The 22,699-nt window shown below is 63.6% G+C and carries 19 protein-coding genes and 5 pseudogenes; 4 read left to right on the forward strand and 20 right to left on the reverse strand.

The features are described 5' to 3' along the window. Positions 1-83 precede the first annotated feature (83 nt). The 3 genes from HK436_RS00400 to HK436_RS00410 form a co-directional block, all read right to left on the reverse strand. Complete coding sequence (locus HK436_RS00400) at positions 84-1,259, reverse strand: cell wall hydrolase (protein ID WP_376769144.1); 1,176 nt, start codon at positions 1,257-1,259, stop codon at positions 84-86. A 127-nt stretch (positions 1,260-1,386) separates the two neighbouring features. Beyond that, a complete protein-coding gene (der, locus tag HK436_RS00405; protein WP_173186496.1) occupies positions 1,387-2,823 on the reverse strand; it encodes a ribosome biogenesis GTPase Der in 1,437 nt (478 codons plus the stop codon). 9 nt (positions 2,824-2,832) lie between these two features. Next, on the reverse strand, positions 2,833-3,498 hold the full coding sequence (locus tag HK436_RS00410) for a tetratricopeptide repeat protein (protein WP_173186498.1): 666 nt from the start codon (positions 3,496-3,498) through the stop codon (positions 2,833-2,835). 215 nt (positions 3,499-3,713) lie between these two features. Between HK436_RS00410 and HK436_RS00415 the strand changes: the two genes are divergently transcribed. Beyond that, positions 3,714-4,697, forward strand: a complete 984-nt coding sequence (locus HK436_RS00415) for a polysaccharide deacetylase family protein (protein ID WP_244648424.1) — start codon at positions 3,714-3,716, stop codon at positions 4,695-4,697. 3 nt (positions 4,698-4,700) lie between these two features. Here the strand turns inward: HK436_RS00415 and HK436_RS00420 are convergent, their stop codons facing one another. From HK436_RS00420 to HK436_RS00430, 3 genes are all read right to left on the reverse strand, one after another. After that, complete coding sequence (locus HK436_RS00420) at positions 4,701-5,813, reverse strand: YbfB/YjiJ family MFS transporter (protein ID WP_173186500.1); 1,113 nt, start codon at positions 5,811-5,813, stop codon at positions 4,701-4,703. Between the two features lie 131 nt (positions 5,814-5,944). Then, entirely contained in the window at positions 5,945-6,736 is a 792-nt protein-coding gene (locus HK436_RS32760) for a 2'-5' RNA ligase family protein (protein ID WP_173186501.1), read from the reverse strand. Next, positions 6,678-7,028 carry an arsenate reductase gene (locus tag HK436_RS00430; RefSeq protein ID WP_173186502.1) on the reverse strand — a complete coding sequence of 117 codons (351 nt, stop codon included), beginning with the start codon at positions 7,026-7,028 and terminating at the stop codon, positions 6,678-6,680. Before HK436_RS00430 ends, HK436_RS32760 begins: the two co-directional genes overlap by 59 nt. Positions 7,029-7,308: 280 nt before the next feature. Between HK436_RS00430 and HK436_RS30885 the strand changes: the two genes are divergently transcribed. Both HK436_RS30885 and HK436_RS30890 read left to right on the forward strand, forming a co-directional pair. After that, positions 7,309-7,776, forward strand: coding sequence for a response regulator (locus HK436_RS30885; RefSeq protein WP_312860442.1), 468 nt, complete (start codon positions 7,309-7,311; stop codon positions 7,774-7,776). An 11-nt stretch (positions 7,777-7,787) separates the two neighbouring features. Beyond that, positions 7,788-7,838 (forward strand): annotated as a pseudogene (locus HK436_RS30890) (hypothetical protein); the annotation flags it as partial. Positions 7,839-7,843: 5 nt separating this feature from the next. Here HK436_RS30890 and HK436_RS00440 read toward each other — a convergent pair. From HK436_RS00440 to ugpC, 14 genes and pseudogenes are all read right to left on the reverse strand, one after another. Next, on the reverse strand, positions 7,844-8,737 hold the full coding sequence (locus tag HK436_RS00440; RefSeq protein WP_173186503.1) for a hybrid sensor histidine kinase/response regulator: 894 nt from the start codon (positions 8,735-8,737) through the stop codon (positions 7,844-7,846). Beyond that, positions 8,734-9,651 carry a sensor histidine kinase gene (locus HK436_RS00445; protein ID WP_173186504.1) on the reverse strand — a complete coding sequence of 306 codons (918 nt, stop codon included), beginning with the start codon at positions 9,649-9,651 and terminating at the stop codon, positions 8,734-8,736. The genes HK436_RS00440 and HK436_RS00445 overlap by 4 nt, the downstream gene beginning before the upstream one ends. 96 nt (positions 9,652-9,747) lie before the next feature. Then, entirely contained in the window at positions 9,748-10,479 is a 732-nt protein-coding gene (locus tag HK436_RS00450) for an SDR family oxidoreductase (RefSeq protein WP_173186505.1), read from the reverse strand. 33 nt (positions 10,480-10,512) lie between these two features. After that, a complete protein-coding gene (locus tag HK436_RS00455; RefSeq protein WP_173186506.1) occupies positions 10,513-11,577 on the reverse strand; it encodes an ABC transporter ATP-binding protein in 1,065 nt (354 codons plus the stop codon). Position 11,578: 1 nt separating this feature from the next. After that, positions 11,579-13,207 (reverse strand): FGGY-family carbohydrate kinase, encoded by a 1,629-nt coding sequence (locus tag HK436_RS00460; RefSeq protein WP_173186507.1) that lies wholly within the window; start codon positions 13,205-13,207, stop codon positions 11,579-11,581. A 60-nt stretch (positions 13,208-13,267) separates the two neighbouring features. Continuing rightward, positions 13,268-14,215 carry an FAD-dependent oxidoreductase gene (locus tag HK436_RS00465; RefSeq protein ID WP_312860443.1) on the reverse strand — a complete coding sequence of 316 codons (948 nt, stop codon included), beginning with the start codon at positions 14,213-14,215 and terminating at the stop codon, positions 13,268-13,270. Positions 14,216-14,294: 79 nt separating this feature from the next. After that, a pseudogene (locus tag HK436_RS30895) lies at positions 14,295-14,711 on the reverse strand (FAD-dependent oxidoreductase); the annotation flags it as partial. A gap of 78 nt (positions 14,712-14,789) precedes the next feature. Beyond that, positions 14,790-16,085 (reverse strand): ABC transporter substrate-binding protein, encoded by a 1,296-nt coding sequence (locus HK436_RS00470; protein WP_173186509.1) that lies wholly within the window; start codon positions 16,083-16,085, stop codon positions 14,790-14,792. Between the two features lie 26 nt (positions 16,086-16,111). After that, positions 16,112-16,945 carry a carbohydrate ABC transporter permease gene (locus HK436_RS00475; RefSeq protein WP_173186511.1) on the reverse strand — a complete coding sequence of 278 codons (834 nt, stop codon included), beginning with the start codon at positions 16,943-16,945 and terminating at the stop codon, positions 16,112-16,114. Continuing rightward, positions 16,932-17,810, reverse strand: coding sequence for a carbohydrate ABC transporter permease (locus HK436_RS00480; protein WP_173186513.1), 879 nt, complete (start codon positions 17,808-17,810; stop codon positions 16,932-16,934). The genes HK436_RS00475 and HK436_RS00480 overlap by 14 nt, the downstream gene beginning before the upstream one ends. A 36-nt stretch (positions 17,811-17,846) precedes the next feature. Continuing rightward, on the reverse strand, positions 17,847-18,740 hold the full coding sequence (locus tag HK436_RS00485; protein WP_173186515.1) for a LacI family DNA-binding transcriptional regulator: 894 nt from the start codon (positions 18,738-18,740) through the stop codon (positions 17,847-17,849). 65 nt (positions 18,741-18,805) lie between these two features. After that, positions 18,806-18,943, reverse strand: a pseudogene (locus HK436_RS33325) (LacI family DNA-binding transcriptional regulator); the annotation flags it as partial. A 105-nt stretch (positions 18,944-19,048) separates the two neighbouring features. Further along, positions 19,049-20,037 (reverse strand): annotated as a pseudogene (locus HK436_RS00495) (sugar-binding transcriptional regulator). Positions 20,038-20,123: 86 nt separating this feature from the next. Continuing rightward, a pseudogene (ugpC, locus tag HK436_RS00500) lies at positions 20,124-21,154 on the reverse strand (sn-glycerol-3-phosphate ABC transporter ATP-binding protein UgpC). A 155-nt stretch (positions 21,155-21,309) separates the two neighbouring features. Here ugpC and HK436_RS00505 point away from each other — a divergent pair. Further along, positions 21,310-22,662: an extracellular solute-binding protein gene (locus HK436_RS00505; protein WP_173186517.1), complete on the forward strand. Its 1,353-nt coding sequence runs from the start codon at positions 21,310-21,312 to the stop codon at positions 22,660-22,662. Positions 22,663-22,699 lie beyond the last annotated feature (37 nt).

Consider the following 22,699-nt stretch of genomic DNA (forward strand, 5'->3'; position numbering starts at 1 on the left):
ATTTCAATTACTTGACCATATGCGACAATGCGTCGTCAGGCAAAGCCGGGCGGATTGGCGCGAATCCCCGCGCCAAGGCGCCCTCAGCTCCAGCCGCCGCCATAGGTGCGATAGAAGATATGGAGGCCGATCTTCTTCATCTTTTCCATGGTTCGCGCCCAGCCGGGGTGGACATAGGTGGCGTGATAGTGCGTGGCCGAGCCCACCTCGGGAATGAAGATCTTGCCGGCGGTGACGGCCATGGCGACATCCTGCGCCACCTTGTAGTGAGATGCGCTGCGCACGCGCGGGCGCGAGCCGTCGCAGGCAAACGAGAACTGGCAGCGATTGCGCCAGCTACGGTTCTGGTAGACCACACCGCAGATCGTCGACGGGTAGGTCGGGTTGCGGACACGGTTGAGGATAACCTGCGCGACGGCCGCCTGGCCTTTGACGTCTTCTCCGCGCGCCTCGAAATAGATGCCCTCGGCGAGGCACTTCTGCTCCGCAGAAGAGAATACGGTAGCCGGCAGCGGCTTGCTCATCCATTCGTGGTCGCCTGCCACAACGGGCGGAATGAACCGGCCGGCGGTCTCGTCCTGCTCGTTCTTGAGCAGGCTGGCAAACGGTGAGGCGGTCGCGTAGTCCGGCTCCGGCGGCGCATAGGCTGTCGCCAGAATGTCGGCCTTCTCATTGGTGACCAGCGAGGCAAGGAAAGCCGGAACGCCGGGGTCGATCTTGTCTTCCTTGATATGGAAGGCCCCGGCGATCTGGATTTCCTTGCCCTTGATGTCCGGCACCGCGAACGCCATTGCAACCTCCGGCTCGGCCTTGAGGTCGATCAGCGAGCTGGTGCGCTCGAACACCGAGCCGGCGTTGAACAGCTTCGGCGGCGCCACGGGCGCAACGTTGACGATGCGGCCGCGCTTGTCGGACCGGTTGATGCGCGCCTCGTCAGGCGTTTCGCTCGTTGCGCCCTTGCCGCGGAAAGCAACCGCGCCAAGACCGGCCGCATTCAGGCCTCCGCCGGAAATCGAGCCCGTTGTCGTGGAATCGAGAAAAGGCATTTCCGCCTGATGAACGGAGCCGGCGACCGCGCGCTCGACGAAGGAGCCCCAACGCTCTCCGCCCCGCTCGACGCCGGAAACATAGCTGGCAATATCCTGGTAGGCGGCCTGGGTCGGCGAACAGACCCAAATGCCGAGACCGACCATGAAAGGAGCAGCGAGGGATCGCATGCTGCCAACGACATCCCGCCGGCGCAAAACCTTTCGACGCAGCACGAATTTTCTCCAGAAACGCAACCCAACTGAACAGGCCACGATAGTCAGGCATTAACCTTGATGGAGCGTTAACGGTGCGGGAAAGACGACATTGTGGCGGCCGCGCCATGCGCGGCAAAGCGCCTCAGCGGCGCTTCTTGGCCTTGTTCGCGAATGGATTGTCCGGCGCGCGCAATGCCATGCGGATCGGCACGCCCGGCATCTCGAACGTCTCGCGCAGGCCATTGACCAGATAGCGGATGTAGGATTGCGGCATGGCATCCGGCCGCGAACAGGAGAGGACGAAGCCCGGCGGGCGCGTCTTGGCCTGAGTGATGTATTTGATCTTGAGCCGCCGGCCGGCGACAGCCGGGGGCGGGTGATGCGCGAGCACCCCTTCCAGCCAGCGATTGAGCTTGCCGGTGGAGACGCGGCGGTTCCAGACGCGGTGCGTCTTTTCGATCGCCTCCATCAGCTTGTCGAGGCCCCTGCCCGTCTCTGCGGACACAGGCACGGCCTGGAGACCGCGCACCTGCGGCAGCAGCCGCTCGGTCTTTTCGCGCAGCTCGGCCAGAAGTTCCTGCCGGTTCTCGATCAGGTCCCATTTGTTGAAAGCCAGAACCGGCGCTCGTCCTTCGCGGATGATCAGATCGGCGATCTGCAGATCCTGCTTCTCGAAGGGGATGGTTGCGTCGAAGACGATCACCACGACCTCGGCGAAGCGGATGGCGCGCAAACCGTCTGCGACGGACAGCTTCTCAAGCTTTTCCTGGACGCGGGCCTTTCGGCGCATGCCGGCTGTGTCGAAGAGCTTGATGCGACGGCCACGCCAATCCCAGTCGACCGAAATCGAATCGCGCGTGATGCCCGCCTCAGGGCCGGTCAGCAGCCGCTCCTCACCCAGCAGGGTATTGATAAGCGTCGACTTGCCCGCATTCGGACGGCCGACGACCGCGATGCGCAACGGCTTGGTCGCATCATACTCCGGCACGGACTCGTCATCGGGATCCTCGATATCCTCGCCGATCAACACACCGGTGGAAGCAACCGCAGCCGGCTCGTCCTCATCGTCGCCCAGCGTACGCTCCTCGCCGAGCGCCTCGATGATCGCCTCACGCAGATCGGGCATGCCCTCGCCGTGCTCAGCCGAAATCGGAATCGGTTCACCGAGACCGAGTTCCCACCCCTCGAGCATGCCGCCCTGGGCACCACGTGTCTCCGCCTTGTTGGCAACCAGCACCACGGGCTTGCCCGTACGTCTCACTACTTCGGCAAAGGTGCGGTCATCCGGCATCAGGCCCGTGCGGGCGTCGATGAGAAACAGGACGAGATCGGCTTCGTCTATCGCGGTTTCAGTCTGGGCGCGCATGCGGCCTTCGAGCGATGACGCGGCGGCATCCTCCAGACCGGCGGTGTCGATGACATCGAAGCGAAGATCGAAGAGTTTTGCAGGGTTCACGCGCCGGTCGCGCGTCACGCCCGGCGTGTCGTCAACGAGCGCGAGCTTGCGCCCGGCAAGCCGGTTGAACAACGTCGACTTGCCGACGTTGGGACGGCCGATGATCGAGACCTTGAAGCGCATCCGGATTCGTCACGACGACGAGCCCGAACCGCGGATCAGTTCGGACATGAGTTCGGCTCGCTGGCGCATGTTCTGAGGTGCGCCCTCGTCATCGATGATCTGGTTGAACAGGGTTGCGGCATCCTCGGTGCGCCCCTGTTTCCAGGCGGACAGCGCCAGCGCCTCGCGCGCCGAATGGCGCAACGTATTGGTTTCGACCGCCAGCGCCTCGACACGGGCCGACACATCCTCGTAGGAACCATGGTCGACCAGAAGCAGCCCGGCGCGCAGCTTGGCCATGTCACGGATCGAGCCCGGCACCGAGCTGTCTGAAGCAACATTGTCGAAGGCGGCAACCGCGCCTTCGTAGTCGCCCGCCTGGGCCAGCACGGTCGCGCCGCGCATACGCGCGAGAACCGGATAGGCGCCGTGACCATCGGCCTCGAGCTGCTCCAGTGCGGCAGTCGCCTCGTCGGTCCGACCTTCGCGGGCCAGGGACAAGGCTTGCGAATAAGCATCGCCCGAGCTGTTGGCCTGCGTCTGCGTCCAGTAGTCCCAGGCAACCCATGCGGCGGTAACCAGCACCACACCCACCGCGATGGCGATGGTGATGGGGCCGAAACGGTCCCACAGCGCCTTCGCCTGATCCTGGCGGAGCTCCTGGTTTACTTCGCGAATGAAACTGTCGTCCGACATCGGTCACCGGCGTCTAGGGGAAAATCAGGCCCGGATTTTCCATATCAGGCCTATATCGGCATGGGTTTTAGCGAAATTTCTTGGCCATGGAAGGGGCTTTGGCAAAAACCGTGATCGCTTAGGGGTGGCAAGACAGCTCAGCGAGGTCCCACGCGCGCCATATTCGCCTGCGAGGAACGGGAACCCTCAATATGTGTACTGCGTTGCGTCTGCCGATGTCTTCTGTCCGTTATCCCGCCCTAGCCGTCATCGCCTGCCTGAGCACCGCTACGGCTTTTGCCGATGAAACGCGTGATCGCCCTCTCCAATATGTGATGATCTCCTTCGACGGCGCGGGGCCGATCGAGCAATGGGAGCGCAGCCGCGCGCTTGCCGAGCGCACCGGTGCGCGATTCACATATTTCCTGTCCTGCGTCTATGCCGTGGCGCGCGAGGATCGGGCGATATACGAGCCGCCGCGCCATGCGGCGGGCGGTTCCAATGTCGGTTTCGCCGAGTCGCGCGATGAGGCGGCTCAACGCCTCAAACAGATATGGACCGCACGGGCGGAGGGTCACGAGATCGCGAGCCACGCATGCGGCCATTTCGACGGCGGCGACTGGAGCGCGGCCGACTGGAAGAGCGAGTTCGGACAGTTTTCGGCACTGCTGACCGATGCCTGGCAGCGAAACGGCATCGGCGAGCGGGAACCCGACGACTGGAAAGACTTCGTCGGAAACGAGATCGTCGGTTTCCGCGCGCCTTATCTCTCCACCGGGCCGGGTCTCTTCGATGCGCTGGCGCAAACCGGTTTCGCCTATGATGCAAGCACAGTATCGAGCGGACCGGCGATGGCAACGGAAGGCCCGGTCAGGCGCTTCGCGCTGCCAATGATCCCCGAAGGTCCCAAGGGCCGCGCGGTGATCGCCATGGACTACAACCTCTTCGTGCGTCACTCCAAAGCCGTAGAGACGGAAGATATAGATGGCGCTTTCGAGGAACGCACGCTCTCGGCACTTCGTGCCGCGCTCGATGCCGAACTCGAAGGCAATCGCGTTCCGCTGCAGATCGGCCTGCATTTCACGCTTATGAACGGTGGGGCGTACTGGCGTGCGCTGGAGCGTTTCACTGAAGATGCATGCGCGCGGGCCGAAGTGAAGTGCGTCACGTATCGCGGCTATCTTGACGCGACAGGACCAGCCACGCCCGCCGACGGGTAGCGATCAGGTTTGTGGCCTGACGCCGTAGCCAATGATTGCCGAGAGCAGAAGCGTCGCGGCGGCAAGCAAGGACGGCGCGGTAAAGCTGCCGGTGCGGTCCGCCACGAGCCCTGCAACGATTGGCCCGAGAATCTGACCGAGCCCGAAGGCCGCCGTCATCAGCGCCAGCACCCGCCGTGGCGCTTCACCGGCCAGTTGGCGCCCGAGTTGCAGCCCAAAGGCGGTGACGGCGATGAACGTGCCGCCCAACAGAACACCCGCAATCAACGGGCCCGCATACCCGCCGACGCTGACGCTGGCCGCGACGCCAACGGCTTGGACCACGCAGCCAGCGGCAAAAATGGTGGCGAGACCGCGCCGCCTGACAGCCTTGCCCCAGAGCCACACGGAGAAGAACCCCGCCAGGCCGGTGGCAAACCAGACCACCGACTCGAACAACCGTCCCGCATCGCCCTGCCTGACGATGGCAACCAGAAAGGTGGCGGTGACGATGTAGCCAAAACCAAACAGGCCGTAGGCGAGAATGATGCGCACCATTGCCGGGCTCATCGGCATGGCCGGCTCGGCAACGGGTCGCTGGGCCGCCGCAGGCCCCTTGTCGACCAACCAGAACACCACCGCGAACCCTGCTGCAGACAACACGCCCGACCAGAGCCAGCTCGCCTGCCATTCGGCACCGGCCAGAAGCAGGGCACCGGTCATCACCGACGAGACGGCAATTCCGGCCCCCACACCGCCGAAATGCCACGCCTGAAGGTCGTTGCGTCCACCCGCCGCCAGCCGCGAGAAGATGATGGTCGACAGGAAGATCATCACGAAGGCGCTTGCGACGCCTGCGAGGAAGCGGATCGCCAGGAACAATGCGACGCTTTCGGTCAGGCCCATCGCCGCAGCGAGAACCGTGCTGGCGGCAAGGCCGGCCATTGCAATCGCCCGCTCCCTGCCCTGGCCCCAATTGCCCGCGGCAAGAATGGCGCCGGCGAGGTAGCCTGCATAGTTGGCCGATGCGATCAGCCCGGCGTCGGATGCAGAGAGGCCGAGACCGTCCATCATGCCGGGCAGGATCGGAGTATAGACGAAGCGGCCGATACCCATGGCGACCGCCATGGCGATCATGCCCGAGATCGCATACGTGACCGGAGAACGCGCGTGAGAATCCATTGGAGCGGAGCTTACGACCAGCGTGCCGGCGCACAACCGTTTAGCCGCGCTGGTCCACTCGAAAGCCGGTTATGGTGCACTGCACATCAAGCTGCGAGCGGCCAGCGCGCCTTGATGAGATGACGTGTCGGATCGCGCAGGCTGTGAATGAGACGCAGTTCCGTAACCCGCCAGACGACGGTTCCAACGACCTGCCGGGGAACGGTTCGGCTCCCATAAGCGAGTGCTATGTGGGGCGTGAAGCTATGGGCCTGACGCGGAACATTCAATGCGTCACAGATCCGGCCCTGAAAATCGTGCAGGGCCGCAACGCCGCGTCCTCCCGTCAATACTATCGCGCCGGAAGGCGCAAAACTCATGAGGCTGTCGAAGCTGGCGGGAAACGCTGGGTTGTCCAGCTTTCTGAGTGCCGCGTCCAACCGCACAATCTGTCGCGGCAAAATCTCGTCGAAGGGACCGAAACCCACCAGCGAGACGTGCCTGCGTTCCCAAGGGATGACGCGGGCCTCCGGATCGGCACCACTCAAAACAATTGGCATCACACGCCGGTCGATTTCCCTGGACGCATGGGCATCGGGACATACCGCCAGAAACAGCGGTGCGACCGGAGCCGGCGGCAGGCCCGGTAGATCGAGCTGCTCGGCACCGTGACGCCGAACCGGTGCGGCCGGCGCTCGCATCCGTCTGGCGGCCGGCGCCGCTTCGGCAGGCAAGTCGAGGTCGAATGCCAGTTGCATCCTACAAATTAGAACAAAACATGAACCTTCTGCAAGAGGCGACTTGGTGGTTACACCCGGACCATAGGTGACTGTTTTGTCTTCAGCCCTTGAACAGTGCGGCGTAGCGCTCAGGCTTGAAGCCGACCTCGATCCGGCCACCGGCCTCCAGAACGGGGCGTTTGATCATGGTGGGTTCCGCGAGCATCAGGTCGATGGCCGACCGCTCATCGACACCCGACTTCGCGGCTTCCGGCAGGGCGCGGAACGTGGTGCTCGACTTGTTCAGCACCTTCTCCCAGCCGACGGCGGCGCACCAGCGTTCCACGGAAGCCCGGTCGATACCTTCGACGCGGTGGTCATGAAACCGGTAGTCGACGCCTTCGCTCTCGAGCCAGCGAAACGCCTTCTTCATCGTGTCGCATGTCTTGATGCCGTAGATCGTGGCGGACATCGTACGCTCCTCTTGCAAGTCCGGAATCATATTTGCCGTGGTCTTTAGGCGGTTTCCGTCTCGATATACAGGTGCGAGGACGCCCCAGCCACCGGGCGCTAGTGCACCTGAGCTAATGGCGCTGCCACAAAGGCTCGACTAGGCTTCCCATAAACGAAAAAACTCGCGAAGCGATGCAGCAGCAAGTGACGACGAATGCGCAGAACCGTTCGGGTCGCTCTTGCGCAATAAAGGCCGTAGACTAATGCGCCAAGACGACTACGCCGGCGAGGACAGGGCCGTGAAAATCATCATTGCCGACGACCATCCCGTCTTCCGCGACGGCATGCGCCGGCTCGTACAGCGCAACATCTCCGACGCCGAAATCTCCGAGGCTGCAGATTTCGGCACGGTGATTGAACTGGCGGCTACCGGAGCGCCGGACCTGTTTCTTCTCGACCTCAATTTTCCGGATTTCGTGCTGCCGGATTCGATTGCGCGATTACGCAAGATGTGGCCGCTGGCCTCCATCGTGATCGTATCCATGCTGGACGACGACGCCACGATTGAGCGTGTCATGTCGATGGGCGCCGACGGTTTCGTCAGCAAGGCGATCCATCCCCAGATCATCGCCGGCGGCGTGCTGGATGTGCTGAACGGCAAGATCGTGGTGATCGGACCACAGGACGGCGGCGACGCCGATCTCCTCGACTATAGCGATGTCGAGCTCGACAGCCTGCCCCCCGGCAGAGGGAGGTTCTGCGCCTGATCGTGCAGGGAATGACAAACAAGGAGATCGGGCGCGCGCTGGGCATCTCGCCGCACACGGTCAGGATTCACGCGTCGGCGTTGTTCCGGGCACTCAATGTCACGTCGCGTTCGGCTGCGGCAGCATTGGGGCGCGACCTCGGCTGTTGATCCAATTTGTCACCGGTGTGTTCAAGGGCCAGGGACATGAGTGCGGCACGCAACTGCGCCGGCCGCGCCGGCTTGGCAAGCAGACGGACAGGCTCCAGACCGTCCAGTCGATGCTGGTCGAAACCGGCGACACCGGTGACGACAAGCGCCGGCACGGCAAAACCCTCCTGAGCGCGTACTGCGGCGATGCACTCAGCTCCCGTGTGCATATCTCCTAGATCGTAGTCGGTCACCAGCATGTCTGCGCGCGTCGCGGCCTGTGGCACGCCAGCGCTGGACGAAACGACGCAACCCCAGCTTTCGAGCAATTCAACCATCGCCTGCCGTATATCGGCATCGTCGTCGGTTACGTGCACGTGCAAGCCTGTAAGCCTGTGAGCGATCGCGGGCCTGGCTGTGGTTCCACGTTTGCGCGCCTCTGTCGGGCGCAAACCTGAAATCCGAACCATAGTTCCCTTGCCGGGTTCCGACTCCAGCCGATGACGCAAACCCAGCAAGGCGGCAAACCGCGCCACCAAGGGCAATCCGAGGCCAAGCCCTTGGGCCGCCCCGCCAGACTTCCCTGCAACGCGGTAGAATTCCTGGAAGACAAGCTGCTGTTCCGACTGGGGAATGCCCGGTCCCTGGTCGGCAACGACGATCGCGAGCTCCTCTCCGCATCGCCTGACCCCAAGCAGAACAGCGTGGCCCGGCGCGTACTTGGCAGCGTTGGTGAGCAGGTTCTGAATGACGTTCGCCAGAATTCGAGGGTCGGTTTCGACCCAATGCTTCGTCGGCACGAGCCGGAGGCTGCCGCCCTGCTTCTCGATCAACGGAGCATTCTGAATCGCAAGCTGGTTGAGCAGCCCGCCCAGATTGAAGACCTCGGACGCGGCACCACGCGGCCGAGATCGACCGCCGAAACGTCCAGCAGCGACTGGAAAAGTCCCGACAGGGAATCCACCGAGGCGTCGATCCGGTCGACGAGTTCGCGGGCCTCGTCGTTGAGTGACGACTGGCGCAGAATGGTCGTCAACATGCCGATGGCATGCACCGGCTGGCGTAGATCGTGGCTCGCATTGGCGAGAAAGCGCGTCTTGGCCTGGTTGGCCTCCTCCGCGCGCTGATGCTCGCGCGACAGTTCGGCAAGCTGAGCATCGAGGTTTCGCGCAAGCCCACGGTTCGACAGGAGAAAGCGGTTCATCCGTACGGCCAGAATGCTGAGCGCTCCGCCATACAGGACGATCATGCCAGCATTGATGGCGCCGGCGGCACCAGGATCGAGCAGGATGTGAGCGACCGCCAGTCCCAACAGGCCGATCCAGATGCTGATGAAACAGGACCGCAGCACCGAATGCTGCGAGGAGACGGCGCCCAGTGCCGTTCCGCCGAGCGCAAAACTGTAGAGAAGCAGGTTCTCGAACGAAGAGCGGGCAGCAAGTACGGCCCCAAGGAACCAGAACAGCGCCACTAGCGTGGTCAGGAACGTATGAGCCCAGCCTGCGCGGATCAGCCAGCGATCATCTGCACTTTTCCGGCGGATGGCATATTGGCACATCCCGCAAATGACGAGCGAAAGGACCACCATCCCGGCGAGCCATAGCTGCGCAAGCGTGCCGGTGTCACCCTGAGCCAGAAATGCCAGGGTCACCACCGCTATATGGATAAACCACGCCCTGCTGCCGATCTCGCACAGATAGACGACCTGCCAAGGCTCTACACGCCAGCGCTCCGCCTGCAACAGCATCCCCTTCGATCTGCCCGGCGACAATAAAAGGCCTGGGGCGGAAGAAAGCAAATCGGAGGCTGTTTTCGGGCGCAACCATCGCCAAATGGTCGATGCCTAGAGGTCGTTTGCCTGCGGCAGTATCACGAGGTCCCGCACCGTTACGTTGCGCGGGCGCGTCAGCATGAACAGGACTGCCTCGGCGACCTCGACCGGTTCCATCAGGCCACCGGCCGCCAACTCGGATTCGAGCTTGTCCTTCGGCCAGTCGCTGATAAGCGCGGTTACGACGGGCCCCGGCAGCACTGCGCCGACGCGGATCGAGTGCTTTGCAACCTGCCGACGCACGGTGTGCACGAATGCCTGCACGGCATGTTTGGAGGCTGTGTAAATCGGCTCCCACACGACAGGAACGACGCCGGCGATCGAGCTGGTGACGACGATGTCGCCGGTCTGCCGCTCGATCATGTGCGGCAGGACAGCGTGGACGCTTCGGAACACAGCGTTGACGTTCAGGGTCAGCATACGGTCCCACGCATCCGGATCACCATCGACCAGTTCGCCGCCGATATAGGCGCCCGCATTGGCGTGGAAGATGTCGAGCTGGCCTGCCTTATCGAGTATCGCAGGCATCATCGAAGCAATGCTTTCTCGCGAAACCAGATCGACCACGAGCGGCATGGCCTCAGGTCCGAGCTCGGCGCAGATCGACTGCAGCGCCTCCTCGTTGCGGTCGACCAGCACCACGCGCGCGCCCGCCTCCAGCATGATCTTCGCGCATTCCAGCCCGATGCCGGAGGCGGCACCGGTAATCGCCGCCACCTTGCCAGTCAGTTCCAGACGCCTCATCTACCCTCTCCTCGTATCATTTAGCCGCCACTGTCAGGCTGCGAACAGGTGCGCCGCGCCGGGATCGAAACGGAACTCGACCGGGCTGCCCGGTTCGAACATCTCGTCCTGCGGGATCGCTGCAAGTGCCCGCTCGCTCGACGCGGTTTCGAAGCTGACGACGGTCTCTGCACCAAGCCGCTCGACCAGGGAAACGCTGCCACGCACTGCGCCTGCCGCGCCATCCAGCCCCTCGCGCTTCAGATATTGGGGCCGCACGCCCAGAAGCGCCCGGTCTCCAGCGGCAAAGCCGCGCGCATCGATCGTGACCGGCGCTATCGAGGGCGATTCGACGGTGACCGACCCGCCAGCCACACCGGTGACCCGCACGTCCAGGAAATTCATCCGGGGCGAGCCGATGAAGCCGGCAACGAACTTGTTCGCGGGTTTCTTGTAGAGCTCGATCGGCGCGCCGATCTGCTGGACGACACCGCCCTCCAGCACCACGATCTTGTCGGCGAGCGTCATCGCCTCGACCTGGTCGTGGGTGACGTAGATCATCGTGGCGCCGAGTTCCTTGTGGAGCCGGGCGATTTCCATGCGCATGTCCATGCGTAGCGCCGCATCCAGGTTGGACAGCGGCTCGTCGAACAGAAAGACCGAGGGCTTGCGCACGATGGCGCGACCGATGGCCACGCGCTGCCGCTGGCCGCCCGAAAGCTGGCTCGGCCTGCGCGCCAGCAGCGGCTCCAGCTTGAGGATGCGTGCTGCCTCGCGTACCCGCGCATCGATCTCGGACTTCGGCGTCTTGTTGAGCGTGAGCCCGAAACTCATGTTCTGATAGACGGTCAGATGCGGATAGAGCGCGTAGGATTGGAACACCATCGCGATGCCGCGCTCGCGCGGCTCCGTGTCGTTGCAGCGCTTTCCACCGATCGACAGCGTGCCGCCGGTTATGTCCTCGAGGCCGGCGATCATCCGCAGCAGGGTCGACTTGCCGCATCCCGACGGTCCGACGAAGACGACGAACTCGCCGTCCTTGATCTCGAGGTCGACGCCCTTGATCACGTCGACCGAACCGAAGCGCTTTTCCAGCTTTTCAAGCTGCAAGCCGGCCATCTCATTTCTCCCCATCTATAATGTCGCGCGTCGTCCTCGCCGCGGACTGGAGCGCCTCGAAGGCTGCAAAGCGGCGACTGTGAAAGCCGGCGAGATCCGGCTCCGGTGCGAATGTGTCACCGGATGACGACATTGCTCGCATGGCGGCTTGCAAGTCCGAGAACGCGCCGGCTGCCGTTGCGCCGAGCATCGCCGATCCGAGAAGCACCGGCTCCGGCTGCCGCGAGGTCGTGACCGGCAGGCCGGCACAATCGGCGAGCAGTTGCCGGACCAGCGGATGCAGCCCGGCACCGCCGCTCAGCGCCACCGTCTCGACTGTTATGCCGTTCGCGCGGCTGGCCTCGATGATCTGGCGCAGTCCGTAGCCGACGCCCAGAACGCCGGCGACATAGAGTGCGACGAGGCTGTCGAGGTCGCGCTCCATGCCAAGCCCCGCAATCACCGCGCGCGCATCGGGATCGGCATGCGGCGAGCGGTTGCCGAGGAAATCGGGGACGACCAGAAGATTTCCCGCAAGTTTTGCCGCGCTTGCGTTCGAGCCGGCCCGATCCATGGCAATATCCGCAAGCAGGGTCGGCAGCGACATCTGCCGCGTCTTCGCCGTTTCGCGAGCCTCTGTCGCGGCCGGATGAAGGGCGAGAATCTGGTCGATCGCGGCACCGGCGCTCGACTGTCCGCCCTCGCTAAGCCAGAGGCCCGGCACCATGGCCGAGTAATACGGCCCCCAGACACCGGGAACGAAAACCGGCTCGACACTGCTTGCCATCGTGCATGCGGACGTGCCGAACACATAGGCCATGCGCGTCGTCGCCGACCCGTCGCCGCCGCTGGCGCCGACAGAACCGACCCCGCCTGCATGGGCGTCGATCAACCCGGCGGCGACAGGCGTTCCGGGCATCAGCCCGAGATCGCGAGCAGCAGCGGTTGTCAGCCCGTCGGCGAGGCGTTGGCCTGCAGGCACGATCGTCGTACCGATGCGGGCAAACTCGTCATCGGCAAGATCGTCCAGACCGATCGCGCGGAAATAACTTTCGTCCCAGCGCTGTTCGTGGGCGAGATAGGTCCATTTGCAGGTAACGGTGCAGACCGACCTGTCGAGGCTGCCGGTGGCGCGCCAGGTCAGATAGTCGGCGAGGTCGAAAAACTGCCATGCGGCACGATAGGTCTCTGGCAGGTTCTCCTTCAGCCAGAGAAGCTTGGGCGTTTCCATCTCCGGCGAGATGGTGCCGCCGACATAGTTGAGAACCGGATGGCCGCCGGCATTGATCCGCCGCGCCTGATCCGTCGCACGGTGGTCCATCCAGACGATGATGTTGCGGTTCGCGTCGCCATGCCGACCGACAGGTAGCGGCGCGCCATCTTTGCCAAGCGCCACCAGCGAACAGGTTGCATCGAAGCCGATGCCGGCAATATCTCCCGGCGCAAGGCGGGCAGACGACATTGCCTGGCGAACGCTCGTACAGACAGCCTGCCAGATGTTCTCACTGGATTGCTCGGCGATGTCGCCAGCTTCCAGATAGAGCGCGATATCGCACTTGGCCGAAGCGAGCATCGCTCCCGCCGCGTCGAAGATACCGGCGCGGGCGCTGCCGGTGCCGACATCTATGCCGATGAAATGAGCCTGGCTCATGCAAAAGCCTCGTTGCCGGAGGGAGCGAGGCTCCTCTTCTCGATTTGCGGATTGCTTCGGTCACGCGGCCGGCGCGTGCTCGGCAGCCGGTGCCCTCGTGCCGTCCGGGTTGCGAAGGTAGACGCCGCGCTCGAGCTGCTGACGGCGCAGCTCCTGAACGTCGATCTCCGCCGGCGTGCGGTTGCCACGCACTGAAATCTTGGCCGCGCGGCCGGCCGCCTCACCCATCGCCATGCAGGTCGCCATGACCCGTATGGCACCCATCGCCTCGTGGGTGGCGGAGATGCTTCTTCCGGCCACCAGAAGGTTCGAGATTTTTTGCGGCACCAGCGAGCGGTAGGGAATGTCGTAGCAGTCGCCACACCATATCAGCGTGCAACCGTCGTCGGCCGGTCGGTGAATGTCGATCGGATAGCTGGCGACCGCGATCGCGTCGTCGAAATGGCTGCAGGCCAGCACGTCTTCCTGCGTCATCACATACTGGCCGACGATGCGTCGTGTCTCGCGGATGCCGAGGAAAGGGGCTGTCTTGGTGAAGTAGGCCTGCTCGAAACCGGGCACGTAGTTGACGAGATAGGTGATGATGTCGTCGATCTGCGCCCTGCCCTCGATCTCGCCGCGGGTGAGGCTTCGGGCATCCGTACCGTCGGTGTCCTTCACGCGCGTCATGTTGATCCAGACCTCGCCCTTCTTGAGGCCGGTGATGATGATGGTGCGCTCGTTGGGTATCTGCAGGCCGCGTTCCTGCTTGGCCTTGGCCATCAGTTCGCGCATGCCGACGACGATGAACTGATGGTTCTGGCCGAAATACTCGGCTGGGATGAAATCGGTCAGATAGGTGCGCGCCTGCGGCGGCGCATTGGCAATGCTGAGGCGCAGCTTGTCGGTGTCGACGCCGCCAAGGCAGAACATCAGCGTCGGCGGCTGCATGCCGCCATCGGCGTTGCCCTTCTCCGTCGGCACGCCGGCGCGATAGGCGACATCCGCATCCCCGGTGCAATCGATCACGACCTTTGCAAGCGTTGCTGTGCGGCCCGCTCTTGCTCTCGGTGATGACGCCGCGGATCGTGTCGCCGTCCATGACCACGCCTGCGAAGAAGGTGTAGAACAACACGACGACGCCGGCCTCAGTGAGCATTTCGAGGGCAACCGTCTTCACGGCTTCCGGTTCGACCAGCGTTATGCCCATATGCAGCGGACAGGGCCTGTGTTCACTCGCCCCATCACGCTCCTTGCGCAGCCGCTCGATGAATTTCTGCGGCAGGCCGTCGATAATCTGGTTGCCCTTCTGGCCAAGGAAACCGAGCACGGGCAAGCCGATTGTCATGTTGCCGCCGACGAAGCTGCGGCTTTCGATCAATCCGACCCGCAGCCCATCCTCGGAAGCCGCCAGAGCGGCGGTGAGGCCGGAGGGGCCACCGCCGACGACAAGCACATCGTATTCGGCTGATACGGGGATCGAACGGGCGGGCTCTTCTATCGAGCGGACGGGGGAAGCAGGCATGGGTGATCCTCAGGAGTGATCAGGGGTGAAAGGGTTGGTGGCCGCCGGGCCGAAGCCCGGCAGCATCTATCGTTCCGGTCAGGCCGGCATGAGTGGCGTCACGCGCTCGACGATCGCGTCCACCGCCTCGGCGACCGGCTTGCGGCCGAGAACGGCAAGCTGCACCTCCTCAAGCATGATGCCCTGCGCCCGAGCCGCTTCCGGGAATGGCGGGAACGCTCCGCGCGCATTGGCCAGCACCGCGGCCTCGACCTCGGCGAGCGGGTTCTTGGCGACAAGATCCGGTTCCGCATAGGTCGAGACCCGAACCGGACCGTTGCCGTTGAGCGCCATGCCGAGCGTCGCGCGCTTGCTGGACACTTCCTTGATGAAGTTCCAGGCAAGGTCCTTGTCGGCAGCGTTCTTGGGAATGACCATGGCCCACGCCTCGACGATGGACGACATCGGCATCTTGCCCTTCAGCTCGGCGGAAATCGGGAACTCGACGGCCTTGATCTTGCCGGGATACTTGCTCTGCTCGGGATTGTTGAGCTGCGCATTGCGGGCGAATGGCAACACGGTGAAGGCTGCGCGGCCCTGCTGGAGCCAGGTCACCTGATCGTCGTTGCGGGTGGTGGCGTAGCTGCGCGGCAAGGCTCCGGCCTCGAACATTTCCCGGAGAACCGTGAGGCCCTTCACCATGGCGTCCTTGTCCGGCATGAGCTGGAAGTCGCCGGTGATGAAGTCGCCGCCGAAAGCGCGGGCGAACATCACCGGGAAGACCGCGAGGTCGCTCGCAAGCACCATACCGACCACCGGCGTGCCCGCCGACGATGTAAAGGTGAGCTTGCGAGCCTGCTCGACCAGTTCCTCCAGCGTCGTGGGCGGCGCGTCGATGCCGGCTTCCTGCAAAAGCTCTTCATTGTAGAACAGGCCCTGCGTGGCATGGCGGACGGGAATGCCGATCAGCTTGCCGTCGACCGTCATGCCGTCGACGAGACCGGGAGCAATGTCCTGGAAGTCTTCGATGGGATCGCTGGCGAGATAGTCGTCCAGCGGCTCAAACAGTGCCGCGATCTCGGACGTGGGCCGGTTGTCGATCATGTAGCCGACGCTGTAGTCGGTCGAGCCGAGGCTTGCCTCACGGAAGAGGCGATCCTGAAGCGGGTTGGAATCGAAGGTCGTCCAGAAAACGTCGGCATCGTTCGATGCCTTCCAGTCGGCGAGCAGGTCGCCACCGTCGGCGCCGAGCACCGTCTGGTGAACCTTGTGGCTGAGTACGTTCAGTGTCTTGGACGCGGCCCACGAAGGCTGCGTGGCAAGTGCTGCGATGCCGCCCAGGGCGGTACCCAGAAATCCCCTGCGGGACAGGGCGATGATGTTGCGATCGTTCATTTCAAACCTCCCTTTTTTACGCTGACTTACCCCTTGGTCGCGCCGGCGGTGAGACCGGCGACGAGATAGCGATTCATGAAGACGACGAAGAGCAGGACCGGTGCCAACTGCACGGTCGAGGCGGCGAACAGGATGCCCCAGTCGACGCCGTCGATCGAACCGATCATCTCCGAGATAACGAGCGGCGCGGTCTTGGCGCGGGTCGACGTGAAGATGAAGGCGAACAGATATTCGTTCCACGCAAACACGACGACGAAGACGGCAACGGCAAGGATGCCGGGCGCGGCCAGCGGCACGATCACCCGGCGCAGCACGGTCAGGCGCCCGGCGCCGTCTATTTCGGCAGCCTCGTCAAGTTCGCGCGGGATCTGGTCGATGAAGGTCCGCATCAGGACCGTGCCGAGCGAGACGAAGAAGGTGGCGTAAAGCACCATCATTATCGCATGCGTGTCGTTGAGCCCCAGCACATTGACGATCGGGAACAGCGGCAGCGTGACCACGATGGGCGGGATCAGCCGCACCACGATGAGGAACAGGACGCTGGCGTCCAGCATGCGGCTGCTGTTGCGGGAATAGACGTAGCCCGCAAAGGTGCTGCCCGCGATGGCGATCACCGTCGCGCCTGCGGTGATGATCGTGCTGTTGAGGAGGCCGTCGAAGAAGGCTCCCCACTGCTGCCACAGCGAGACGTAGTGCTCGAACGTTGGTTCGAAGACATAGCGCGGCGGCACGGCGAAGATGTCCTGCCCGGGCTTGAGCGACGACATCACGATGAATACGATCGGGAACAGCGACCAGAACAACATCGCGACGACGGCGACCGTCTTGCCGATGGCGGCGAGGAGGTTACGCGTTCGCATTTGCGGACACCTGTCTGCGGAGGATGAACACGTAGCCTGCGCCGAGCAGTAGCGAGGCAAGCACCATGATCCACGCCGTGGCGGCGGCGGTACCGAATGCGTTGTAGCTGAAAGCCTCCTGGTAGAGATAAACCGCGACCACCTCGGTGGACCGCGCCGGCCCGCCCTGGGTCAGCAGCCACACTTCGGAAAAGAGGCGGAACGCGAAGATGTAGCGGAACAGCAGCGCCACGACGATCGCCGGGCCAAGCAGCGGCAGCGTGACCCGCTTGAACGCCTGCCATGCTGTAGCGCCATCGATCCGGGCCGCCTCATAGAGGTCGCTGGGGATCGCCAGCCGCGCTGCATAGAGGATGATGAAGGTGAAAGGCAGATGGAGCCAGATCGTCAGGAGCGCAATCAGGATCATGGCGTGCGACGGCTCGAAGGACCAGTCGAGGATCGGCAGCCCCATGGACTGCAGCATCAGCGTCACAGGCCCGACATCGGGATCGAACAGAAAGCGCCACATGACAACGGCGATCACCTCGCTGACGGCATAGGGCGCCAGCACGGCAACCAGAAGGAAACGGCGGAACGGCAGGCCTCCAGCGAACAGCAGCGCCATGCCAAGCCCCAGCGCCAGTTCGATGTGGACCGCAACCACCACAAGCACAACGGTGTTCCAGAGCGCGCTGCGGAATGCGGGATCGGTGATGACGTCGATATAGTTCTGCAGGCCGACGAAGGTCGGCGCCTGCCCGAAGCTCGACTCGTTCAGACTCAGCCAGACGACATAGAGCGACGGCAGCACGATCACGCTCAAGATGAGAACATGAACCGGCGCCAGGAGCGGCGCGATGCCGATGATACTTCTTGAACGCAAAAGGTCCTCCCGACCGCAACGCGGACTCGTACTTTCCTAGGCCGGCTCCTGGCCTGCTGAATGATGTTGCCCGGCGCCCCGCTCCTCCGCGGGTTCGCCCGATGAATTACGGCGCGGCTGCCCGATCACGGGCCGGACCGAGTCCCGCACCTGCAGCGCTGTCGACAGCGAGACGTGGCGCGGCGCCGCATCTTCCCCGGACATGCGCAGCGTCAGGCGCTCCCACAGCAGCCTGCCCATCTCCTCGATGGGCTGGCGAATTGCCGTCAGCGCCGTCTTGCGTGCGCTCATCCAGGGATAGTCGTCGAAGCCGATCACCGACACGGCCTCCGGGATGTCGATACGGTGCCGCGCCAGCGCCGAGAGAGCACTGAGCGTGGTGACATTGGTAAGCCCGATGACCGCGAAGGGTGCGGAATTGCCGGCAAGAAACGAGGAGAATCTATCGGCGCCGCGCTCGCCGTTTGAGCCGAGCTCCACGACCACGGGCTCAGTGCCAACCGCTGCGATAAGCGTCTCAGCGACGCCGCGCACACGCTCGCGGATCGGCGATATGCCCAGGTCCGACGCGGCGACGACGACCTTGCGATGGCCGAGTTCCACCAGATGCCTGGCGGCGATCGCGCCGGCCTCGAAATTGTCGATCGCCACCGTATCCACGAAAGAGCCTTCAGGCCCGACACGGTCGGCGAACACCATCGGCAGCCGAGCGGCTTCGGACTTAAGAAGATCCGGCACGGTATCCGAACACGGCACCGCGATAAGGCCCGAAGGGCGCCAGCCAAGTAAAGCCCGGATACGTGACTGCTCGAGGTCCGCGTCATCGCGGGAGCTGGCCACGATGACATCGTAGCCATCCTCCATGGCCAACACCTCGATCCGCGAGACGAGGGAGGTGAAGAACGTGTCATCGAGATCGGGAACCAGCACGCGCCTATGACGCGAGCCTGACCGGAGCGGAGCTGCGAGGCGGCCCGGTCCATCTGGTAGGACAGATCGCTCGCCGCCTTTTCCACGCGGCGGCGCAGATCGTCGGTCACCGGCTTGGTGCCGCTGAAGACATTCGACACCGTGGCAATGGAAACCCCTGCCCGGGCGGCGACGTCCTTGATCGTGACTCTCCTGCGTTCCATAGAGCGCGAGCAACCTGTTAAACGTTTTACTGTTAAACGTTTAACAGGCGATAGTGCGCAGGGCAAGTCCCTACCCGCTGGAAATTTCCGTTTGGAAGGACGGCGTCAGTCGCCCTCTTGCGTCCGCCACTTAGCGGCCAGGTCGGCGGCCGCGCGCGCCGTATCCTCGTCACAGACAAGAACATTGCAAAGGCCCGAACGCAGCGCCGCCGCGATGGCGCCGACCTTGTTCAGACCGCCGGAGCTGAGGACGACGTTGGGCACGTCGCGCAAGGCTTCGAGCGGCAGGGCGATGGCACGACGGTTGATCTCGTGGTCGACCGGCTTGCCGGCACTGTTGATGAATTGGCCAAGCAGGTCGCCCTGCGCGCCTGCCGCCTGCAGGCCGTCGATGTCGACATCGCTCGGCATACCGTAGCGCATCAGAAGGGAGCGCTCGGAAAGGTCGCCTGCACTCAGGATGATCATGTCGTTGGCCGCGATGCGCTCGAAGGCACTGCGGAACACGTCCTGCGTCATGATCGCGTCGCGCGATTCGGGACTGCCGGCATAGATCGGGGCGGCGAGGTAGGCGCAGGTCGCGCTGAGTTGTCTCGCGAAATCGCTGGCGATATCGAAGGTGTTGATCTCGATGCCGCGCGTCAGTCCCCCATGACCGAGTTCACGCACAGTTCGGGCCTGCGCATCGCCGGCATATGCCGAACCAGCTCACGCAAGGTGGCGCCCCACCCCACGCCGATGCCGCTCATCTTGCCGGCGGCGAGAAGCTGGGTGACATAGTCGGCAGCGGCCTGGCCAAGCAGTACTGGCACGAGTTCCGGATCGTTCGGCGTTGGAACGATAATCGCGCGGTGGAGACCGAAGCTCTCGGCAAGGTGCTGCTCCAGTTCCACGCAGGAGGTCAGCCTGGAGTTGAGCTTGATGGTGACCAAGCCCGTGCGCCGGGCATCGCTGATGATGCGGTTGACCCTCAACCGGTTGGTCGAAAGCGCTTCGGCGATTTCGCCCTGGGTCCGCCCTTCCATGAAATACATCCAGACGACCCGGACATTCATCTGCTCTTCTGGGGTCGGCGCGGGCTGGTCTGCAAGCATTCATGCACTTTCTTGATTGACTTTCGGTATAGGACTTCACGGGGGACGCTTGTCAATCGCAGCCTCCCGCGAAAGCCCTCTTCCGGTTAGTCGGTTCGCCGCCCGGTGGACTTGTCGAAACAATGCAGGTCGGCGCGGTCGATATGCCAGTTCACGCGGTCGCCTTCCGCGACACCGGCCTTGCCCGGCACCGATGCGATCAACGCCTGCCCGCCATTCAGCAACAAGTGCACGTGGCTCTCGCCACCGATGGGTTCGATCAGTTCCACCACGCCAGAGAGACCGATGCCTTCCGTCATCGGCGCCATGCGAACCGCATCCGGACGCACGCCGACGACGCCGGTCTGCGGCGGCAGTTCGCCCCAATCCACATTATCGGCCTGCCCGACGTCGATCAGGCTCATCGGCGGCGAGCCGATGAAGCCGGCGACAAAGAGCGTCTGCGGTCGCTCGTAAACCTCTATCGGCGTGCCGATCTGCTCGATGCGGCCACCATTCATGACGACGAGGCGGTCGGCCAGCGTCATCGCCTCGAGCTGGTCGTGCGTGACGTAGATGCTCGTGGTGCCGAGCCGCTTTGCAGCTTGCGGATCTCGACACGCATCTGCACCCGGAGCTTGGCATCAAGGTTGGAGAGCGGCTCGTCGAACAGGAAGGCAGCCGGGTTGCGGACGATCGCCCGCCCCATCGCGACGCGCTGGCGTTGGCCGCCTGAAAGCTGCCGGGGCCGGCGTTCCAGATACGGCTCGATCTCGAGGATCGCTGCGGCTTCGGCAACGCGGCGCGCGATGTCCTGGCGCGGAAAGCCCCGGTTCCTCAGGCCATATTCCAGATTCTGCCGCACCGACATGTGCGGGTAGAGCGCGTAGTTCTGGAAGACCATGGCGATGTCACGGTCGGCCGGCTCCACCGAACCGACGTCCTTGCCCGCGATCCGCAGGTGCCCCGACGTGACCGATTCGAGGCCCGCGATCATGCGCAGCAAGGTTGATTTTCCACAGCCTGACGGTCCGACGAGCACAATCATCTCGCCATCGGAGACGGAAAGGTCGATGCCCTTCACCGCGGGGACAGTCCCGTAATTCTTCTTCAGATCCACCAGTTCGATAGCGGCCATGAGTTCCTCCTAGCAATGCGTCATACATTTGTAACATGATATTGACATTTGTAATCCGTGGGCGCTAGCTTCTTTTTGTCGCCGCCGTGGAAGCGGCCCACCCGTGTGCTGGAAAGACACGGGCAAGGAATACGGCGATGCGAGAGGAGACACAGATGACAATCGATTTTGGTATCAAGAATGCGCCGCGCAAATTCGCGAAGACGCTGGCAGCCGGTATTGCGCTCGGCATGCTGGCATTGCCCGGCGCAGCAGCCGCGCAGGAGCGCGTCAAGGTGGAATGGTGGCACGCGCTCGGCGGCCGGCTCGGAGAGGTAGTCGAGAAGCTCGTCACGGATTTCAACGGTTCGCAGGACCAGTACGAAGTGGTCGCGGTCCACAAGGGCAACTACGAAGAAAACATGGCCGCGATGGTCGCGGCCTATCGCGTCGGCCAACAGCCGACGATCATCCAGGCAGCCGAACGCGGCTTCATGACGATGCTGAATTCGGGCGCCGTCGTTCCGGTGCCGACGCTGATGGAAGAGCAGGGCCACGACGTCGACTGGAACGACTTCATCGCGCCGGTCTCGGGCTTCTTCCTCGTCGATGGGGTTCCGGCCGCCCTGCCCTTCAACAGCTCGACCCCGATCTTCTGGTACAATCGGGACATGTTCAAGGAAGCCGGCTTCGACGCGCCCGGCGAGACCTGGCAGGAAGTCGAAAAGCAGCTCTACGCCATCAAGGAGCAGGGCGTCAGCGAATGCTCGATGGCGCTGGCCAACGACTTTTTCTGGAGCCTGATCGAGAACTACGCCGCGCTGCACGACCAGCCCTACGGCACGCTCGCCAACGGCTTCGACGGACTTGGCACGGAGTTCGTGTTCAACAAGAGCCCGCTGGTCGTGGGCCAACTCGAGCGGCTGTCGAAGTGGATGGACGACGAGGTCCTCCAGATCGCGGGCCAGGGCCTCTCGCCGGAGCAGCTCTTCACCTCAGGCACCTGCGCGACCTACGTCGCCTCGACCGCCGCGCATGCGGGCATCGGTTCGGGCGCGCAATTCGACTGGAGCGCGACCTTCCTGCCGCATGAGGAGGGTGTTGAACCGAAGAACAGCACGATCGGAGGCGGTGCGCTGTGGGTGCTGCAGGGCAAGAGCGACGAGGAATATGCAGGTGCAGCAGCCTTCATCGACTTCGTCGCCTCGCCCGAAACGCAGGTTTGGTGGAGCAAGCAGACCGGCTATGTTCCCGTGACCACGACGGCCTATAACGCCCTGAAGTCGGAGGGTTACTTCAAGGAAAACCCGACCCGCGAGATCGCCATCCTGCAACTCAGCCGCGGCGAGCCGACCGAGAATTCGCGCGGCTTCCGTTTCGGCAACCACAACCAGTCCATGCAGCTTCTCGTCGAAGAGATCCAGGGCGTGTGGACCGGCCAGAAGACGGCCCAGGAAGCGCTCGACAACGCCGCGCGCCGCGGCAATGAAATCCTGCGCCAGTATGAGAGGCTCCATGCCTCGCAGTAACGCGACAGCGGGCATTGGGGGCGCGGACACGCGCCCC

It is taken from the genome of Neoaquamicrobium sediminum, from assembly GCF_013240295.1.
In the GTDB taxonomy this organism is placed as follows: domain Bacteria; phylum Pseudomonadota; class Alphaproteobacteria; order Rhizobiales; family Rhizobiaceae; genus Aerobium; species Aerobium sediminum.

What these genes read in the sequence shown, in the direction of transcription:
- HK436_RS00415 (WP_244648424.1), top strand. Translation starts at nt 3,714, where the DNA reads ATGTCTTCTGTCCGTTATCCCGCCCTAGCCGTCATCGCCTGCCTGAGC.
- der (WP_173186496.1), bottom strand. Translation starts at nt 2,823, where the DNA reads ATGCGCTTCAAGGTCTCGATCATCGGCCGTCCCAACGTCGGCAAGTCG.
- HK436_RS00420 (WP_173186500.1), bottom strand. Translation starts at nt 5,813, where the DNA reads ATGATCGCCATGGCGGTCGCCATGGGTATCGGCCGCTTCGTCTATACT.
- HK436_RS00445 (WP_173186504.1), bottom strand. Translation starts at nt 9,651, where the DNA reads ATGCTGTTGCAGGCGGAGCGCTGGCGTGTAGAGCCTTGGCAGGTCGTC.
- HK436_RS00470 (WP_173186509.1), bottom strand. Translation starts at nt 16,085, where the DNA reads ATGAACGATCGCAACATCATCGCCCTGTCCCGCAGGGGATTTCTGGGT.
- HK436_RS00455 (WP_173186506.1), bottom strand. Translation starts at nt 11,577, where the DNA reads ATGGCCGGCTTGCAGCTTGAAAAGCTGGAAAAGCGCTTCGGTTCGGTC.
- HK436_RS00475 (WP_173186511.1), bottom strand. Translation starts at nt 16,945, where the DNA reads ATGCGAACGCGTAACCTCCTCGCCGCCATCGGCAAGACGGTCGCCGTC.
- HK436_RS00410 (WP_173186498.1), bottom strand. Translation starts at nt 3,498, where the DNA reads ATGTCGGACGACAGTTTCATTCGCGAAGTAAACCAGGAGCTCCGCCAG.
- HK436_RS00460 (WP_173186507.1), bottom strand. Translation starts at nt 13,207, where the DNA reads ATGAGCCAGGCTCATTTCATCGGCATAGATGTCGGCACCGGCAGCGCC.
- HK436_RS00430 (WP_173186502.1), bottom strand. Translation starts at nt 7,028, where the DNA reads ATGTCCGCCACGATCTACGGCATCAAGACATGCGACACGATGAAGAAG.
- HK436_RS00505 (WP_173186517.1), top strand. Translation starts at nt 21,310, where the DNA reads ATGACAATCGATTTTGGTATCAAGAATGCGCCGCGCAAATTCGCGAAG.
- HK436_RS00450 (WP_173186505.1), bottom strand. Translation starts at nt 10,479, where the DNA reads ATGAGGCGTCTGGAACTGACTGGCAAGGTGGCGGCGATTACCGGTGCC.